The organism is Bacillus sp. HMSC036E02 (assembly GCF_001836235.1).
Lineage (GTDB): Bacteria > Bacillota > Bacilli > Bacillales > Bacillaceae_G > Bacillus_A > Bacillus_A cereus.
The window spans coordinates 64,924-82,744 of sequence record NZ_KV827856.1 but is presented as its reverse complement, the minus strand read 5'-3'; the positions used below and the strand labels follow the sequence as shown (position 1 = coordinate 82,744).

Here is a 17,821-nt window from a genome sequence, read left to right as displayed (position 1 = left end):
GTATAGAATTGATATTGTTGATGAACAAATTAAGGAATTAGCCAAAAACATGACACCAGAACAACTAAAAAGTACTTATTTGAATGTAAAATTAACACATTAGAGGAGGAGTTTAGATGGAACAATATTTAAAAGATTTTAAGTTGCATAATAAAGTTCCGAGTGAAATCATTGAAAAGTATAAACATGTAGTACCTAATGAAATAATAAATTTATGGAGTAATTATGGATTTGGTACATTTATGCAAGGGTATTTTAAAAGTGTAAATCCAGAGGAATTTAAAGAGATTTTGGAGGAGAGTAGTCAAAGATATAAGGATTCAATAGTATTGTTTGCTACGGGTATGGGAGACTTGGTTATTTGGTCAGATGGATATGTTAGATTACTTAATTACAGGTATGGTATAGTAAAGACCATTATGTTTACATTTGAATTTTTCTTTCAAAATATTACTGATTTAGAATTTAGAGATGAAGATTTATCTTGGCAACCTTATCCTGAAGCGCTTAAACAATATAATGAGTTAGATTACGAGGAGTGTTTTGGTTATACACCTCTATTAGGTTTAGGTGGAGCAGAAAAAGTAGAGAACTTAAAAAAGGTCAAATTAAAGGAACATATTCTTATTATTACTAGTTTTATGGGACCAGTACAATAATAGAATAAATAGATATTTTATTACTAGGTAAATAGAGATATAGGATTCGTTCAAATGACTTAGACTTACTACTTAATTTATATTCTACAAGCGAATATGATAACGAAACACATTAACACATATATAAATCAATGAAAAACAAAGTTTATGTGAAGTAGATAGAAAAAATAAAAGGTTTTTTGAAAGTATGTACTCCATGATGGTTGTACCATCATGGAGTACTGTGTGCAATGATAGAATAGAAAATAAAGTAAAATCTTAGGTGAGATAGCATTTTATTTGGCGATGAATATAAACATATGGAATGTATATTAAACTAACGAACTCATACAAACTCGTAAGTGTTAACATAGTCGTTGTCACGACATATAAATGGTGTCATACTGTTACTACAAAATTTATAAATTTATGCTACTTAAAAATAGATGAACTTAAAGCACTCGATTGTCGATTAAAGGCAACGAGTGTTTTTTTGCGTATTAGCGTAGAAATTTAACAGATCACTATAATTTTATTATGTAAACTTTTTACATAGTTTTCTATATAACTAACGAGAAGAGAAATGTTTACTATTACTTTCATTTCTGTTATGAAAATTCTACAATAGAAAACAGAACGTATATTTGGTATAATCAAAACATACTATATGAAACGATGTACATGAGTTTGAGATTTATGAAAAAAGGTAAGTAATACATAATAATAAATACGCTATAGGATTCAGTTCATATTATACAAATCAATCGTTAGAAAGGAACAGATGTAATGAATCAAATTTCATTTGAAGATTTATTTGAAGAAGAAAAAGAAAAGGTGGAGGTAGCTGAGGTATGTAAGGTACCAGCCCCTTTATCACCATTACAAAAAGATATTTTAGAATTAATTGATTCTGAAGAAATAAGTGCGCTTGAGCTATGTGAACGATTAATACGATCTGGTAAAATACCCGATGAAAGATTCACTACGAATAAGCCTAAAGCATATGGACAAGTATGTTTACTATTAGAAGGTTTTGTTACAGAAGGAAAACTTATTTTTATCAAAGATGATGAGAAAAGAGATAGGGTATATAAATTGAAAGAAGAAGTTTGAGATGTATAGTGGGAGATGAATGATTGGTTCCCTTTAACTTGCAGCTCCGTTAGTCTAGTAATGTCCACAAAAAAGGTGTCAATCTCTCCTAGATTGACACCTTCATACTTTTAACATCTTACATACTTACGCTTAAAACCAAGTCTTCCTCTATCAAGTTCTTTCTGAATACTCTCTGTAGCATTTAGCAAACTGCTTTTTTTATTATCACGTTTGACTTCAACTATACCAACTTCTTTTGCAGTCTCGACTGCTTTTTCATGTAGTGGTACATATGATATTGCCACGGTGTTTAGGAAATTATTCATAGCGGATTTTGTTCGTTCTGGAGAATGATGAATTGTATCTTTCACCATTTCAAGCATATCGGAAATTTTACTTTCGGAAAATTCATTGTCTTTGCGATTTCCTAAAAGCCAACAGTAGCAACTCCATCCGGCAGACATTTTAAGCTCGTCCCCACTTGCAATCCATTTATCAGCAACATCTTGTGCAATATTTGACTCCGATAAAGTTACTGCCACTACATAATCAGATAGCATATAAAAATATGCCCCGTCTATCCAGCGATCAAAATCAGACTCACTCATAGCTTTTGGATCGGCAATAATACCTGCAAAGTACATAGCATCGTAGTTACCTGTGGCATAAAGCTCTTCAGCTAACTCTTGATTTAATTTTATTTTTTTAGCGATTGGTTTCATAGCACCTGTAGCTACTCCGAATACTGGCTCATGCGCACCGTTAGATATGTATATTTTTTTCGTTCGTTCCTTACCTAGAGCCTCAAGTTCTTGCATAACTGTTTTAAAATCCATAGTTGTGCAACTTCCTTTCTTCATGTGAAAGCCTTTTTAAGCCTTTCGTATTTCATGTGTTAATACTAATTGTATTCAAGGGGTATGTCTACTTTCTAAAAGTATCGAAACCGGTTAGTAATTTTGAAGGTTTTGATTTTGTGACTGCTACAAGCTATCTATAATGGTAAGAAGGTCACTGTAAGGTAAGGAAGAATGAAAAGTATGTATAGTTTTTCCAGTGAATATTTGGTATGATGGTGAATGGGAAAAATATACAAGCTGTTAGTGGTTCATAAAAGGGGGATTGAATTGAAAAGAACACCTGAATTCGTATTAGGTTTAATTGGTGGCATTTTGGGAATTATTATTTCCATAATATTAATAGTTGTAGCGTTTAATATTATGGAAGGTGTTGATTACGAACTTTTAGCTTATTACTCTATTATTTTAACGGTTCAAATAGGGTTGTTCATTTTATCGTGTTTAGTAAACAAGGTTAATAATAAAGTTTATGGAGTTTGTATGATTGTGATTCCTATAGTTATGTTGTTTATGTCATTATTCTTTTTACTTATTCCGACAATTTTACAAATTATATCTGGTTCATTTGCATTTAGGACATTAAAGTTAGAATCGAATGTAAGCTAAAAATAATTATTAACGTCTGAATATTCGGTTTTTTAAACATTTTCGTTTGCAGTTCAAATTAACATAAAGTACAAAGTTGTACGCTTTAGGAGGAGAAATAGATGATTATTTGGTCTGGTTGGGGTTTTTTAGTCGCAATTATTGTAATTATTAATACTCTTTTGGGTAAGGCTATCTTTGGATCTATAACGGGGGACGCTACATATTTTCAAGACCATAGTTGGCCAATGGCGGTAATGTTTATTATATCAGGGGTTATGTCTTGGTATTTAGGTAAATATATTAATAAGCCAGATGGGAAAGTTTATATAGATGCCGAAACTGGTGAAAAAGTTATGTTTAACAAAAAGCACTCATTATTTTTTATAAAAATGGAATATTGGGGACCGATTCTAGGAGTTATTGCGATTGTAACTTTAATTACAAGATAAAAAAAGAGGATGGGTATAGCAGGAGTAATTTATTCAAGTAGAAGGAGAAATCAGTCATGAATGCAAAGAAACTACTAGGGGTAGCAGTTCCGGTCATGTTGTTATTTGGTTGTGGAGTTTCTGAGAAAACGAACACTTCTAAACAGGAGAAAACGGAAGAGTCTAAAGTAAAAGAATCGAAGTCTAATAGTAAGAAAGAAAAAGTTTCAAAGGAAGACTATCCTAATAAAGTGTATAAATTAGGAGTAGAGTTTGATAAGTTGTTTGCGGAGCATAACAATATTACAAGAGAGGTTTTTGACGGTAAGAAAAAGAAATCAGATATAGTAGATAGTGTGAAAGAATTAAATAAAGTGTTAGATAAATTTGAGTCAATAGATCCCCCTGCAGAGTATGTAAACCAACAAAAAGATTTTGAAAAAGCAATTAGTTATTTTAGAGAGTCTTTTTCTTTAATAAATGAAGTATTCACCAGAAAAGAAAAAAGAGAAAAAGGTGATAAGACTGATAAAGAGTTAATAGAGAAATCTGAAAAGCTAGTGAAAGAAGGAGATATTTACTGGCTTAAGGCATTCAAAGATCTTGAAGGGGATATTAAAATCGGTGACGGTACAGTATCAATGAAAGATTTGAAAGAGTTAGATAAGAAAGCTGGAATTAATACAGATAACGTTATGAAGAATGTGAAGGATGGTACGGAATTAATCGGTAATTGGGGATTCCAAGGAACAGACGGTTTCAATATGTCACTCATTTTAAAAGGTGATAAGACATTTGAAACGTATGGTAAAGGTGAGTATCCAAATAAAAAGAATTATATTGAAGGAACTTGGGAATATGATAAGGAAGCTTTTACAATCTATTTACATCTCAATAAACGTTTAGTAGACGGTGTAGAAGATACAATTCAAAAAAAGAAAATAGCATATAAAGTTCAAGATTATGATGGGGAAAACTTGCGATTATTTAATGAGACGTCATTTAATACAATTAAGTATGTGAAGCAAAGTTAAAGTTATGAAGGACTAGGTTTAAATGGCCTAGTCCTTCATTAAAGTGCGAGTATGTAAATAATATGTTATCTTTCGTTCTGTTTACTTAGTATCATGTTATTCTTTAATAGAGTAATAAATGGAGTTTTGCATTAAATATATGAGGTTGGTTACAAATGATAAAAAAATTTACTAGATTAGTATTAATAGTGGTTATCCCAATCAGTCTTATTACAGGTTGTGGGGCTGCTGAAAACACTGAAGCACAAAAGCCGAAAGCGGTACAAACGGAGAAAAAGGACTATATGGATTACTCATATGGTAGCAAAGGTATATTAGTAAGTGGCAAAGCGAAAGAACGGCAACAATACGAGATTGGATATATGGATGATAATAAGTTAATTGGGATTGATGAAAATATTGAAGACTGCATTATTTTAGATAATAAAGATGAAGCAGGTCTCATTTGGGAACAAATAGAGCGAGGATCTATTATTGAAGTGCAATACGGTAAGGATCGCAATGATATCGTAGGCGTGCAATTCGTAGGAGATCGTGAGTCATATGAAATTAGTGATAAGTTTGATCGGAATACGATAAATGAGATTGTTGAAAACGTTAAAGGGAATTTGTAATAGATGTATTTCGATAGTATAGGATCTCTTATTATGAAATTGTATGCCAGTTATTTGTCTAAGTTTAAATTGATTATTTTGACGGTATTTGTAATTAGTTGTAAAATAATGTTTGTTGACGAATTTTATAAAAAGTATATTAGATGAAATTCATCTGTAGGGATGACATATAAATATTTTCTTAATGGGTATAAAATAAAATAATTAAAATATATAAATAAAAAGAAAATATAATAGAAGTACATAGTAGATTCATATTTTTAAAAATTAATGTGACAATAAAGGGAGGTTGAGATACATACACGGTGGGAGTGTGTATGTATTTATTATAATAATGAATAAGACAATCAAACAACAAGTAATCGCACTATCAACAAGTCTAGTGATTTTAGGGAGCGTACCTTTATCAGCATCAGCAGAAGAGATAAACAACTCTCAAACTGATCAACTTAATATTGCCCAAGGAGAACACGGAACGAGCAGATTAAATTATTCTAATTTCAAGTTGGAAGTTCCTAATCATGTACAAATTAACGAAGCAGAAGTATCTGAAAATGAAAAAATGCTTTTAGAAGAATATAAGCATAAACATGATGAAACAGAAGAATTAAACAAAATGCAAAATGCTAAGAAGGGACAAGTAGCAGAAAAGGAAGCTATTTCAAACATTGAAAAGGCATTTGAATCTGTAGATGGTCGAAATGATGGATCTGATCGTCAAATGAAACCTGTTGCAAAGCCAAGAGGTATTCAATATAGTGCACAGAGTACGAAGAAATATGGAACACTTGCAGGAGTTCCATTTGTGGAGTGGATTGTTCCAGCAGGAAATCCTGATATTCGTCCTGCAAATCCGATGAAAGCACGTTACATTACAATTCATGAGACCGCAAATACAGCCGCTGGTGCTAATGCTGAAAATCATGCGAAATATTTATACAAGCAAGCAACTGAAGGCACTTTCCGAACAGCTTCATGGCATTTTACTGTAGACGATAAACAAATTTATCAACACTTACCAACAAACGAAAATGGTTGGCATGCAGGAGATGGAGATGGATCAGGAAACAGGGAGTCTATCGGTATCGAGATCGCGGTTAACCAAGATGGTGATTACAATAAAGCTTTAGAAAATGCAAAACGACTTGCAGGTTATTTAATGAACAAAGAAGGAATTGGTGCAGATCATATTTACAAGCATCAACAATGGAGCGGGAAAAAATGTCCTGACATTTTAATTTCACGTGGTAATTGGGCTGGTTTCGTACAAGGAATTCAGTGGTATGCAAATATAAATGCGCAGATTGATACGCCTTTACAAGATAAAAATGACTCATTTAATCCAAATGAAAATAATCCAGCTGAACCTAGCATGGAACTAGTGGTAAATGGTAGTGGTATCAATGTACGTAGTGATGCGGGTATTGAACATCGTGTTGTACGTAAAGCTTCAAACGGAGATCGTTACAAAGTATTAGCGGTTAAAAATGGTTGGTATAAAGTAGGTAATGGAGAATGGATTTTCTATGACCCAAACTGGATTAAAATTAACTACAATGTACCAAAGGAAGAAGTACAAAAGCCTAAGGAAGAAGTACAAAAACCAAAAGATGATATTACAGGTGGCTGGTTTGAAGAGCATATTCGTAAATTAAACAGTCTAGGTATTATGCAAGGCGAAGGTAATGGTGTATTTGCGCCATATCGAAATGTAACGAGAGCGGAGTTTGCAAAATTAATCTCGAATGCTCTTAAACTACCAGAGGGAAATAAGTCATTTGTAGATATTAATGAGGCACATCCATCACTTCATGACGGTATTAAACGTTGTGCAAGTGCAGGAATTATTAATGGTCGTGGTGAAGGGATTTTTGATCCTAACTCACCAATTACTCGTGAAGAAGTATCTATTATGATTGACAAAGCATTACGATATAAAGGAATTACAGGTGAGTTAGTAGCATTACCATTTACAGATAAGCATTTAATAACATACAAAGAATCGGTTCAACGATTATACAGTCTAAAGGTAGTTAATGGTATTGGAAATAATGAGTTTGATCCTCGAGGTACAGCAACTCGTGGTCAGGCAGCTGCCTTTATTGTGAAGATGTTAGATTCAATGCAAAAATAAAAGGAAACTTTAATCAGTGAGGGCCACTCGCATTGCAATCGAGCAGTTTATTCACCGAATTTTGAAATGAGAGTTGTACTGTCCGCAAATAGCAGAATAAATGGTATGTAGAAGCTGACATTGGTAGAAGTAAAAAATAAGAAGAATTTGAAAGGAGCTATCCAAAATAATAATTTGGAATAGCTCCTATTTAGTAGGAAGAACAAATTGTATGTAATGTAGAATGCCCTTCCAAGCCCCTCATAAGCCCCTACCAAGTAATAAATCACTAAGAAAAAACAAAAACAAAAACAACTACAAGAACAAAACAAGCGCGAAAAAATGAAACCGGCGTTGTAGTAGTAAAAAAATTGTAATTCGAATGCCAAAACCATTCCCGTATGCCTATCTTTATAATGAAGGATTAAAATTTTCCTATTTACTAGCAAAGAGTGGAGGGAAACATATGGCGGTATACCGTAATGTGCAGGTGAACTTTTGGCAAGATGAATTCATATTAGATTTAACGCCAGAGGAGCGTTATTTTTACATATATTTGTTAACTGGTACGAAAACAAAGCAATGTGGAATTTACGTATTACCGAAGCGTGTGGCAGAGCTTGAAACAGGCTACAGTATGGAGACTGTTGAGAAGTTGCTAAACAGTTTTGTTGAGTATGGAAAGATTTTATATGATACGGAAACGAAAGAGGTATTCATAATAAATTGGTTACACTATAACCCTATTTCAAATACGAATGTGGAGAAGTGCGTATTACGTGAGTTAAAGACTATAAAAAGTAATAAGTTCATACATATATTTTTACGTAAATGCCTTGAAGAAGAATACAAGATTCCATTATTATTGCAGCATTTTGGTATGCCAAAAGAAGAGGATAATAGTAGTTCACAAGTAGTTATTGAAGAGAAAGAAGAAGCGGAAGAGATAGAGGTGGAAACCATAGAAGAGGACGTTCCAAATAGTGAAGTTTATAAGTTTTATGAACAAAATATTAGTAGTTTATCCCCATATATTGTGAAGGAATTGAAGAATTGGATACAAAGACTTTCTGGAGAGAAAGTGTTAGAGGTACTTAAAATTGCGTTTGAAAATAATAAGAAAACGTTAGCTTATGTGAAGTGGATTTTGAGGAATTGGTGTAGTGAAAAATTAAAGGATTTTAGTGGGGAGAAGTGCGTAATGGGAAGTTTAGAGAGAAGGAAATGTATTTTGAGTAGTGTATTTTAATTTACATTAACTTAACATAGAATATATGTTCGTTTTTGTGAGATTTATGCTATACTACCATTAAATAAGGGTATTTTTATAATAGATAAAAAGATGCGGGGGGTACAAAGTTTGACTACTAGTACATCTGAGTTGTTTCAATATATTAATATGACAGAAGAACAGAAACAATTATCACAACGATATTTACAGACAAAAGAAGAAGAGATTTTAAAAGATATTCAACTAACGACAATTCGTGATCAAAAAAGAAGCGATTTTGCGGAGCGATTTATAAACGATTTTAGGAAAGTGCATAAACAAAATCCGGATTTTTTTCGATTATTTTACCATATACTCGAGGAGCAATTATTAAATGTTCTTGTAGTCCGTTTTGCGCATGTCAGTTTTTCTAAAATGAAGATTTATTTAGAAAAAAGTGCACTTCCTTTGGACAAACTTGTAGCAATCGCATGTAAATATTTATCCAGTATTTCAAGTTATGTGAATGAAGCAGATGTTTTTCTTAGAGAGTTAACAAGAGAGAATCCGAACTATATAGAGGGAGAATTACATACTTTACCAACTAACCAGCAAGTAACATTACTTCTTGTAATGTTTGATGTAGATTATGAAAAGTTTCGTACATATAGTTCTTTATTGAATGAGAGGTTAGAAGAACATACAGAATTTATATTGAAACTGCTAGGGGAAAAGGAAAAGGTTGAAGCAGTTAAACGGTATTTAAAAGGTAAAGATGATAGTGAAGTATTTATAGGTGGGAATTTACCGGAACATATTTGGCGGCTATTATTTTGTGTTCATAAATATTCGAATGTTGCGAGGCGATATATTGAAATATTGGCGAAGAAAAATGTTTGGGGTTTTATAAACTATGCAACACGTTATATGTGTCACACTCTCGGTCAGTCTCAAAACTACAAAAAAACTGGTAGTGTAAATAGAGAAACATATGAAGAAATTCAAAGTTTTTGTACACAGTTTTGGATTTCTAAGGAAAGATTTTTTGCGCATCGTCTAAGGCAACATGATTTAAATAGTGAGGATTTTTGTAAGACGTATGAATATGAATTGCTATGCTTTATGTTGGAGGAAGATCCTGAATTTATTCAACGTACTTTGCAATATGTAAGTAAAATGAATTATCTCATCATCGCACGCACGTTAGCTGAAAAAGGATATGAGCTAAATATAGGGAAAATGCGAGAAGAATTTTTTGTTGCTGCTTTGCAAATAAAATTGTCTACAGTGCGGGATACATATCGTGATTATTTACTAGGGAAATTGTCACTTGAGGATATGGAGCAAATACTTAAAAATCCGAAATATAGAAGTATGTATTGGGGTATGCCGGTGTTAGAGGTTGCGCTTCTTTGGGATATAGATGATATAGCGAAGAGGGAAGCTGTACTTACACTACAGTTTGGAGATGAAGATAGTGTTAATTTATACGAACTTCTTTACGAATGTTCTGTCAGAGGAGTAGAACCGAAACAAGTATTAGAAGATCTGCTTTCGTATGGATTAAGTAAGGAAAAGCTTATCGCTTATGCAGTTGAAGAAGCTGCATGCTACAGTGAAGAGCGAAATAAGGCGAAGGAAGCGCTTGTTTGTGTAATTGTAAAAGAACAAGCGTACATCATTGAACGATTTGATGAGTATTCTGCTGTGGCCAAAGCATATATTTTAGAAGAGTTAGCAAAGGATAACATGATTAAAATGCGTCCAATTTTAATTAAAAGCTTAGGAGATTCATCTAAAAAAATGCGTGAGTCTGTAGTTAAACTGCTTTCAAAAGATGTAGAAGCTGCAGCAGATGTAGCAGTTGAACTTCATAATAAAAAGAAAATTGTTCGTGAAAATGTGATGAAAATACTTATAGAGTATAAGCTTGAAAAATATACGAAACTTGTACAGGAAGCTTTGCAAGAAAGTAAAAATGAATCTTTCACAGGAAAATTCTCGTTTTTATTTCAAACGGAGGAAGAAAAGATAGAAGAACTATGTGCACGTATTTTAACTGAACAAACAAGAAATTCACTTCTGCAATTGATTGGGGATGAGCCACAAATCCGTTTACGTGACTCTGATGAAATTGCTGATGCTGCAATTCCGTTAGCCTATTTACAACAGTATATTTCAGATGCTGCTATTGAGAAGAAAGAAACAGCAGAAGTAATTAGTAGAGCTTTAAATGAAGAGGACTTAAAAGAATATGTGCAAACAATATATCAAATATGGATTTCTCAAGACGCAGATGTGAAGAAACGTGGAATTCTTTCGTTATACGGAATGTATAGTGACGACAAAATGGTCGACATACTTATAAAGCAAATTGATGAATGGGTGCTTCAAATGAGAGGAAAGATAGCAGCGGATGCCGTTCGTGCTTTAGGTTTGTCTTCATCTAAGCTTGCACTTATGTCTATTCATGCAATAGCATTTAAATATAAACATAAGCAAGTACGTAATGCAGCAAAAGAAGCGCTAAGTCTTGCTGCGAAAACACGTGGTATAACAGAGGAAGAGCTGGAAGATCAATTGGTGCCGGACCTTGGCTTTACTATACATGGTGAAAAAATAATGGATTTCGGGAATCGAAGTTTTACTGCCATTTTAACTACAGAGTCAAAAATTGAGTTAGAGACAGAAGAAGGAAAACGTATGAAGTCACTTCCAAAGCCGAATGCAAAAGATAATGTAGAAAAGGCTGAAGAGGCTAAAAAAGAATTAGCCTCTTTAAAGAAGGAACTCCGAAATACTCTTTCCATGCAAAAACAACGATTGGAAACGGCACTTTCATTAAAGCGTTATTGGTCACATAATGCATGGAAGTCTGTATTTATGGATAATCCAATTATGAAGCAATTTTCTATTTCACTCATTTGGGGTGAGTATAAGGAGGGGAAGTTGCTGAAGGCATTCCGTTATGCAGAAGGTGGCGTGTTCTGTACAATTGACGGGAAGAGTTATGAACTTTCATCTGGCACTGTTATTGGTTTCGTTCATCCGTTAGAATTGCCTGAGGCGGAGAAGGAATTATGGAAAGAGCAATTAGAAAGTGCGGAAATTGTTCAGCCGTTCCTACAAATTGAGCGTCCAGTGTTTGTAGTAGAAGAGAATGATGAGAGTGCTATTGAGAGATTTGGCGGTATTTTACTAAATGGTCGTTCGTTATTCGGTAAGATGACGAAGCTTGGATGGATCCGTGGGTCTGTTCAAGATGGCGGTGTATATTATACATTTTACAAAGAAGATACTCGTACCGGATTAGGCGTGCAATTGTCATTTAGCGGAGCACCGATTGGTTATGAAGATGAAGAAGATGTATGTGTATTTGACATTCAATTTTATAAAGCAGGTACAGTGAATCGTGGTTCATATGAATACGATGAGATTGATGATGAAAGACGCATTGTACCAAAAGAAGTAGATAAACGCTTCTTTAGTGAAATGTTATATGATGTGCAAGTAGCGAAAGATTCAAATCTTGGGCATAATGAAAGTTGGCGTAGCGAACGATAAGAAAAACCCCCTTCATTGGTAGGAAAATGAAGGGGGTTTTTCAATGTTTCAAAAGGTTCTTTCATAATAGAAGCGAATTAGGGGGAAGAGGATTTTTATCCTTTTAGAAGGGATTGGTATCATGATCAAATAGATGATTTATCATACGACTACACTGAATACAGCGGGAATAGAAGGGAAAATGTTAACGTTACAGCCACGGTAATGATAGAAAAGACTTTTACTATATGTAAGAGTCTCTTTTTTTGTAAACGCGACAAAATTTGACAAAAAAATTTGCAGGAACTTGTTATAATTTCTGTTGGAATATTTTGTTTAACGAGAAATGGGTGTATAGCGTAAAAGATTTCGGTGTCATACAAATACATTTTTTGTTTTACATTCAAGGATTTCATAAGAGAAGAATTACAAAAATGAATGACATGGAGAAGTCATAGGGGGAGAGGAGATTTAGCATGAGTATTAAAGTAATAAGAGCAACAGGGGCAATGGGAGGAGCAGCAAGAGTTGCTGTAAAGGTAGATAACGAAGTAGTAATGAAACTTGAGAATAACGAAGAATATACGCTTCCTTTTGAATTAGATGAAGCGAATATTAAAGTAAAACAATTCTTTTTTGGAAGTAAAGAAAAGAAAGTAAAGGATGGCGATGTAGTAGAAATTAAGATAAATAGTATTGCTATGCTATTACTGATGGTGTCAATGATGGCTGTTTTATTTGGTTCGTCAATTGGTATAAATATTGTTGTTTTTGGTATGATAGGAGCTTTAGTTACATTAGTATACGGATTGAATAACTGGTTTCGTTTAGAGGTTAAATAATTATTGTATATATATTTATTTCAGTTGATTTACTATACATGGGATGAAAATATTTTTAAGTGGGAAATGGGGAGAATCAGTATGAAGAAAATGGTTGTAATATCTAGTTTGGCGCTAATAGTAGGTTTAACAACTGGTTGTAGCAGTGAAAAAACAAGTGGACCTAAAACAGTATCTGTAAAAAAAGAAAAAGAGTTAGTAGCGAAAGATATTTTTAAAAAAGCAGCTGACGGATTAAAACAAGAGGAATATCTTACATTGACATCTCTTATGTCAATGAAGGGGAGCGGCCAATCAGAAGAAATTAAAATGAAAATACAAATGGAGCCGAAACTGAAGAATTCTAGAGCTGAAATGAAAATAAGTGGTACAGATATTGTAACGTATGAAGTAGATGGAAAGGTCGCTGCTCAAGTGAAAAACCCTGATACAGGAGAGTTAGTTACGATACCTAATGATCAATTTAATGTAAATGATGTAATGGTCAGTAAAAATTTACTTAATGAGTTAGATTTACCGGAAGCTTTGGCTAAGAAAATGAAAGCAAAGAAAGATGGAGACACATATAAACTTACACTTGATTTAAAGGGAAAAGAAGCGGTAGATACATTACAAAAAATTAATGGAGATATGAAAAAATTAACGGAAGGATTTAATATGGATGCGTTTAATATTGAATATATAATAACAAAAGATTATAAATTTGAAGAGATGCGAACAACTATAAAAGTGAGTGAAAGTAACTCAGATAAAAAAGCTAGTACAGATAAGGAAAAATTGGATGCAGTTGTGAGTATAAAGATTGATTCATATGAAAAGTTTGATTCAATTAAGTTACCAGAAGGGATTCAATAATTTCAATCGTAAAAGGATAAAAAGGAGCGGAAATCTGCTCCTTTTTTATTTTTCCTACTATTTTTAGAAGATTTATATGAATATAGTTGAACGGCACTTCATTTTTTTCTGGAATAAATGTGAAACGTTGTATAAAATAATCAAGAAAGGCAAAAATTATAGGGGGAAAGTTGTGAAGAAAAATAAGAGTTTAATAAGTTTTTTAGGAGTGTTTATTATGTTGTTTTCTTTTTGTTTTCAAGGAAATGTACAGGCAGATGTAAATACTGTTCAATCTGGAAAAATCAAATCAGGAAACGTAACAGTATGGGAAGTTGGAAATGTAGCGAAAGTATTAGCGGATGTGGAGCGCTTAAATTTAAATACAGTAAATGTACCGATTCAAGTAGATATCCCAAATGTGACTTCTACTAATATGGTAATTAATCAAGCGCAAAAGCAACAAGCTATTATTTTAATTCAAGAATTATTAAAGCGTAATATTCAAGTTATAGTGGAACCGTTCCCATATATTCAGCAGGGGAATGTTGGAGAGACAGAATGGAACCCAAGTAACATTAATGATTTCTTCTGGAATTGGAAGACGGTTATTCTGCAAGATATTTTTAATTCCATTACAAGTAAATACAATGTGTATGGACTAAAGATTGCTTCTAATTTCGTGAATATGGAGTATGCAGAAGGATACTGGAGCGATACAATTGATTTTGTTCGTAATCAGTATAAAGGAAATGTTTTGTATCAAATGAACTGGTGGTTAACAGCAAGCTGGGATCCTTCTTATGAAGCGAAGTTTATAGAGAAAATAAACCGTCCGTATTTAAAGAAGGTAGATATTGTTAGTATCGATAGTTGGTTTGAAGTTTCTGGAAAAAGAAATCCGTCATATGAAGAAGTGAAGCAAAGTTTATTTGCGACGACAGTATATAACCGTGGACAAAATGTTGTTCAGCAATTGGAACAATTACATAATGCAACAGGAAAGCCCGTTTATTTTGGTGGATTTAACGTTCCAGCGCGTGAACTTGGACTGCAAAATCCGTGGAATCCAGATGTTTCTAATGTGTTTTCGAAAGATGTACAATTAAATGGATGGCGTGCTTACCGCGATGTATTAGAACCGAAACCATATTTTAAAGGTTTTTCAATTTGGTTTATTGGCTCTAATGATAGTACACATCCGTATCAAATACATAGTAAAGAAGCGGAGGCAGTTATTAACGGCTGGTACCGAAAATAATTTTTACAAAATAGGTAAGTTTTGAAGTTTACTACATATATTTCTAGTGAAAGGCCTTTCACCATCTTATCACCTAGGGGGCAATCATAATGAAATTTTTGTCTTACCTTACAGTAATTTTGGTGATTCTCGGCGGTTTGAATTGGTTGTTTGTAGCGTTAGATTACAATGTAGTTGAGAAATGGTTTGGTTCTATGCCGGCGCTTGTGGACACTATTTATTGGCTCATTGGTCTTTCTGCTATTTATCAAATTTTTGATCGGTTCTTCACGGATAATTAGCAATTATACTTTATTACTAGAGTGTTAAGTACGATTATGTACTTAACACTTTTTTGTATGTTTATAAAAATAGTTTGCACATGCAAGCGATTCCATTGCGTCTTGCGCCGTAATAATAGAAAACAAATTGACCACGTATTATATTTCGGGTTATAATTCAGAAAGTTTAAAAATTAATAAAAATGAGAAATAGGGAGGTTATGAGGGTAATGGAGAGAGTCTATAATTTTTCAGCAGGACCATCAATACTCCCTTTGCCAGTTTTAGAGAAAGTGCAAAAGGAGCTTGTAAATTATAACGGGACAGGCATGTCTATTATGGAAATGAGTCATCGATCTTCTTATTTTCAAAGTATTATAGAGGAAGCGAGTAACTTACTTCGTGAATTAATGAGCATCCCTGATGAGTATGATGTTTTATATTTACAAGGCGGTGCGTCATTACAATTTTCTATGATACCACTGAACTTAATGAATACGTATAAAAAAGCTGGATACGTACTAACTGGCTCATGGTCTAAAAAGGCACTGCAAGAAGCCGAAAAAGTTGGGGAAGTACAAGTGATTGCTTCTTCCGAGCAAGAGAAGTTTACTACGATTCCTAAACTGGACGGTTTACTAAGCGATGAAAAACTAGATTATGTACATATTACAACGAATAATACAATTGAGGGGACAAAATATGTGGATATTCCACATATAGAAAGAGTGCCGCTCGTTGCGGATATGTCTTCAAATATTTTGTCAGAACAATATGATGTTTCGAAGTTTGGTCTTATATACGCGGGAGCACAAAAAAATTTAGGACCAGCGGGCTTAACGATTGCTATTATAAAAAGAGATTTAATTGGGGGAGCAGATCGCTCTTGTCCGACAATGTTAAATTATGAAACTTACAGTAAAAATAACTCCTTATATAATACACCGCCATCCTTTAGTATTTACGTAACAAAACTTGTACTAGAGTGGTTGAAAGAGCAAGGCGGAGTATCTGCGATTGAAGAACAAAATAGAATGAAATCTTCACTTATTTATCATTTTTTAGATGAATCTAAATTGTTTACTTCACCAGTTGATCCTGCGCATCGATCACTTATGAACATTCCATTTACAACACCGTCAGAAGAACTTAACAATGAGTTTTTACAAAAAGCGAAGGAACGCGGCCTTGTTACGTTAAAAGGACATCGCTCAGTTGGCGGTATGCGTGCCAGTATTTACAATGCGATGCCAGCACACGGCGTAAAACGATTAGTAGATTATATGAAGGAATTTGAGCTTGAGAATAGATAGGGAGATGGGGATATGTTTCGTGTTCAAACGTTAAATCAAATTGCAGAAAAAGGCTTGCAAGTTTTTACTGAAGAACGTTATGAAGTAGGAGATAGAATTAATCATCCAGATGGAATTTTGCTTCGTAGCTACTCTTTACATCAAGAAGAGTTTTCAAAAGACTTAAAGGCGATTGCAAGAGCTGGCGCTGGTGTAAATAATATTCCTGTCGAGCGATGTACAGAAAAAGGAATTGTAGTATTTAACACGCCGGGGGCAAATGCAAACGCTGTAAAGGAACTCATTATTGCCAGTCTTATTATGTCTTCACGTAACATTATTAATGGTGTAAGTTGGACGAAAAACTTAGAGGGTGAAGAAGTACCACAGCTTGTTGAATCAGGAAAAAAACAATTCGTTGGATCAGAAATTGCAGGGAAACGTCTAGGTGTTATCGGACTTGGCGCAATCGGTGCTTTAGTTGCGAACGATGCGTTAGCGTTAGGGATGGATGTTATCGGATATGATCCTTATATTTCAGTTGAAACAGCTTGGCGTCTTTCTACACATGTGCAAAGAGCATTTAGCCTTGATGAAATTTTTGCAACGTGTGATTATATTACACTGCATATTCCTCTTACGAATCAAACGAAGGGGATTATTGGGGAACACGCTGTAGAGAAGATGAAAAGAGGGATGCGCTTATTTAATTTCTCTAGAGGAGAACTTGTAGATGAAAAGGTTCTTCAAACAGCATTAGAAGAAGATATTATTACACATTACGTAACGGATTTCCCGAATGAAAATGTAATAAAGATGAAAAATGTAACAGCGACGCCTCACCTTGGCGCATCAACGTCTGAATCGGAAGAAAATTGTGCAGTAATGGCGGCGCGTCAATTACGTGAATATTTAGAGACAGGAAATATTCGTAATTCAGTAAACTATCCAAACGTAGAATTGCCGTATATCGGAAAGAAACGAATTACAATTATGCATCAAAACGTCCCGAATATGGTAGGGCAAATTACAGGATGCTTAGCGGAACATCATATTAATATTGCCGATATGATTAATCGTAGTAAACATTCTTGGGCATACACAATGATTGATATCGATAACGGAATTGATGATATAATAAAAGAGAATATTGTGGAAAATATAAGCAAAATTACAGGTGTTGTAGCCGTTCGAATGATTGTGTAAAGG

At 33.7% G+C, this 17,821-nt stretch carries 16 protein-coding genes and 1 pseudogene; 16 read left to right on the top strand and 1 reads right to left on the bottom strand.

From position 1 onward, the window contains the following. From HMPREF2590_RS31225 to HMPREF2590_RS18550, 3 genes and pseudogenes are all read left to right on the top strand, one after another. Positions 1-103, top strand: a pseudogene (locus HMPREF2590_RS31225) (polymorphic toxin type 15 domain-containing protein); the annotation flags it as partial. A 13-nt stretch (positions 104-116) separates the two neighbouring features. After that, positions 117-659 (top strand): T6SS immunity protein Tdi1 domain-containing protein, encoded by a 543-nt coding sequence (locus HMPREF2590_RS18555; RefSeq protein WP_048519269.1) that lies wholly within the window; start codon positions 117-119, stop codon positions 657-659. 765 nt (positions 660-1,424) lie between these two features. After that, on the top strand, positions 1,425-1,751 hold the full coding sequence (locus HMPREF2590_RS18550) for a DUF3895 domain-containing protein (RefSeq protein ID WP_001071909.1): 327 nt from the start codon (positions 1,425-1,427) through the stop codon (positions 1,749-1,751). Positions 1,752-1,861: 110 nt separating this feature from the next. On the opposite strand, the gene HMPREF2590_RS18545 is transcribed toward HMPREF2590_RS18550, so the two are convergent. Beyond that, positions 1,862-2,569 carry a DNA alkylation repair protein gene (locus HMPREF2590_RS18545; protein WP_000346320.1) on the bottom strand — a complete coding sequence of 236 codons (708 nt, stop codon included), beginning with the start codon at positions 2,567-2,569 and terminating at the stop codon, positions 1,862-1,864. Positions 2,570-2,860: 291 nt separating this feature from the next. Here HMPREF2590_RS18545 and HMPREF2590_RS18540 point away from each other — a divergent pair, with 291 nt between their 5' ends. The 13 genes from HMPREF2590_RS18540 to HMPREF2590_RS18480 all read left to right on the top strand — a co-directional run bounded on the left by HMPREF2590_RS18540 (position 2,861) and on the right by HMPREF2590_RS18480 (position 17,818). Further along, positions 2,861-3,199 (top strand): DUF4064 domain-containing protein, encoded by a 339-nt coding sequence (locus tag HMPREF2590_RS18540; RefSeq protein ID WP_000831724.1) that lies wholly within the window; start codon positions 2,861-2,863, stop codon positions 3,197-3,199. A gap of 101 nt (positions 3,200-3,300) precedes the next feature. Further along, entirely contained in the window at positions 3,301-3,630 is a 330-nt protein-coding gene (locus HMPREF2590_RS18535) for a hypothetical protein (protein WP_000587853.1), read from the top strand. 56 nt (positions 3,631-3,686) lie between these two features. After that, positions 3,687-4,643 carry a DUF3994 domain-containing protein gene (locus tag HMPREF2590_RS18530; RefSeq protein WP_016118256.1) on the top strand — a complete coding sequence of 319 codons (957 nt, stop codon included), beginning with the start codon at positions 3,687-3,689 and terminating at the stop codon, positions 4,641-4,643. A gap of 155 nt (positions 4,644-4,798) precedes the next feature. Further along, on the top strand, positions 4,799-5,257 hold the full coding sequence (locus HMPREF2590_RS18525) for a hypothetical protein (RefSeq protein WP_050821995.1): 459 nt from the start codon (positions 4,799-4,801) through the stop codon (positions 5,255-5,257). A 334-nt stretch (positions 5,258-5,591) separates the two neighbouring features. Beyond that, on the top strand, positions 5,592-7,391 hold the full coding sequence (locus tag HMPREF2590_RS18520) for an S-layer homology domain-containing protein (protein WP_070861512.1): 1,800 nt from the start codon (positions 5,592-5,594) through the stop codon (positions 7,389-7,391). Positions 7,392-7,836: 445 nt separating this feature from the next. Then, positions 7,837-8,619 carry a DnaD domain-containing protein gene (locus HMPREF2590_RS18515; protein ID WP_050821994.1) on the top strand — a complete coding sequence of 261 codons (783 nt, stop codon included), beginning with the start codon at positions 7,837-7,839 and terminating at the stop codon, positions 8,617-8,619. A 111-nt stretch (positions 8,620-8,730) separates the two neighbouring features. Beyond that, positions 8,731-12,144: a DUF4132 domain-containing protein gene (locus tag HMPREF2590_RS18510; RefSeq protein ID WP_070861493.1), complete on the top strand. Its 3,414-nt coding sequence runs from the start codon at positions 8,731-8,733 to the stop codon at positions 12,142-12,144. Between the two features lie 455 nt (positions 12,145-12,599). Then, positions 12,600-12,965 carry a hypothetical protein gene (locus HMPREF2590_RS18505; RefSeq protein ID WP_030026431.1) on the top strand — a complete coding sequence of 122 codons (366 nt, stop codon included), beginning with the start codon at positions 12,600-12,602 and terminating at the stop codon, positions 12,963-12,965. 81 nt (positions 12,966-13,046) lie between these two features. Further along, positions 13,047-13,820, top strand: coding sequence for a DUF6612 family protein (locus tag HMPREF2590_RS18500; RefSeq protein ID WP_000738989.1), 774 nt, complete (start codon positions 13,047-13,049; stop codon positions 13,818-13,820). A gap of 172 nt (positions 13,821-13,992) precedes the next feature. Continuing rightward, complete coding sequence (locus HMPREF2590_RS18495; protein ID WP_000739764.1) at positions 13,993-15,060, top strand: glycoside hydrolase family 113; 1,068 nt, start codon at positions 13,993-13,995, stop codon at positions 15,058-15,060. 89 nt (positions 15,061-15,149) lie between these two features. After that, positions 15,150-15,341, top strand: a complete 192-nt coding sequence (locus HMPREF2590_RS18490) for a DUF378 domain-containing protein (protein WP_000670803.1) — start codon at positions 15,150-15,152, stop codon at positions 15,339-15,341. A 209-nt stretch (positions 15,342-15,550) separates the two neighbouring features. Beyond that, positions 15,551-16,633, top strand: a complete 1,083-nt coding sequence (gene serC, locus HMPREF2590_RS18485; protein WP_050821992.1) for a 3-phosphoserine/phosphohydroxythreonine transaminase — start codon at positions 15,551-15,553, stop codon at positions 16,631-16,633. Positions 16,634-16,645: 12 nt separating this feature from the next. After that, positions 16,646-17,818 (top strand): 3-phosphoglycerate dehydrogenase family protein, encoded by a 1,173-nt coding sequence (locus tag HMPREF2590_RS18480; RefSeq protein ID WP_000490230.1) that lies wholly within the window; start codon positions 16,646-16,648, stop codon positions 17,816-17,818. The last annotated feature ends 3 nt before the right edge of the window (positions 17,819-17,821 follow it).

Bases quoted from the DNA above. Each gene is read 5' to 3' on its own strand.
- HMPREF2590_RS18555 (WP_048519269.1), top strand. From the start codon at position 117: ATGGAACAATATTTAAAAGATTTTAAGTTGCATAATAAAGTTCCGAGT.
- HMPREF2590_RS18550 (WP_001071909.1), top strand. From the start codon at position 1,425: ATGAATCAAATTTCATTTGAAGATTTATTTGAAGAAGAAAAAGAAAAG.
- HMPREF2590_RS18545 (WP_000346320.1), bottom strand. From the start codon at position 2,569: ATGGATTTTAAAACAGTTATGCAAGAACTTGAGGCTCTAGGTAAGGAA.
- HMPREF2590_RS18535 (WP_000587853.1), top strand. From the start codon at position 3,301: ATGATTATTTGGTCTGGTTGGGGTTTTTTAGTCGCAATTATTGTAATT.
- HMPREF2590_RS18530 (WP_016118256.1), top strand. From the start codon at position 3,687: ATGAATGCAAAGAAACTACTAGGGGTAGCAGTTCCGGTCATGTTGTTA.
- HMPREF2590_RS18525 (WP_050821995.1), top strand. From the start codon at position 4,799: ATGATAAAAAAATTTACTAGATTAGTATTAATAGTGGTTATCCCAATC.
- HMPREF2590_RS18520 (WP_070861512.1), top strand. From the start codon at position 5,592: ATGAATAAGACAATCAAACAACAAGTAATCGCACTATCAACAAGTCTA.
- HMPREF2590_RS18515 (WP_050821994.1), top strand. From the start codon at position 7,837: ATGGCGGTATACCGTAATGTGCAGGTGAACTTTTGGCAAGATGAATTC.
- HMPREF2590_RS18505 (WP_030026431.1), top strand. From the start codon at position 12,600: ATGAGTATTAAAGTAATAAGAGCAACAGGGGCAATGGGAGGAGCAGCA.
- HMPREF2590_RS18500 (WP_000738989.1), top strand. From the start codon at position 13,047: ATGAAGAAAATGGTTGTAATATCTAGTTTGGCGCTAATAGTAGGTTTA.
- HMPREF2590_RS18490 (WP_000670803.1), top strand. From the start codon at position 15,150: ATGAAATTTTTGTCTTACCTTACAGTAATTTTGGTGATTCTCGGCGGT.
- serC (WP_050821992.1), top strand. From the start codon at position 15,551: ATGGAGAGAGTCTATAATTTTTCAGCAGGACCATCAATACTCCCTTTG.
- HMPREF2590_RS18480 (WP_000490230.1), top strand. From the start codon at position 16,646: ATGTTTCGTGTTCAAACGTTAAATCAAATTGCAGAAAAAGGCTTGCAA.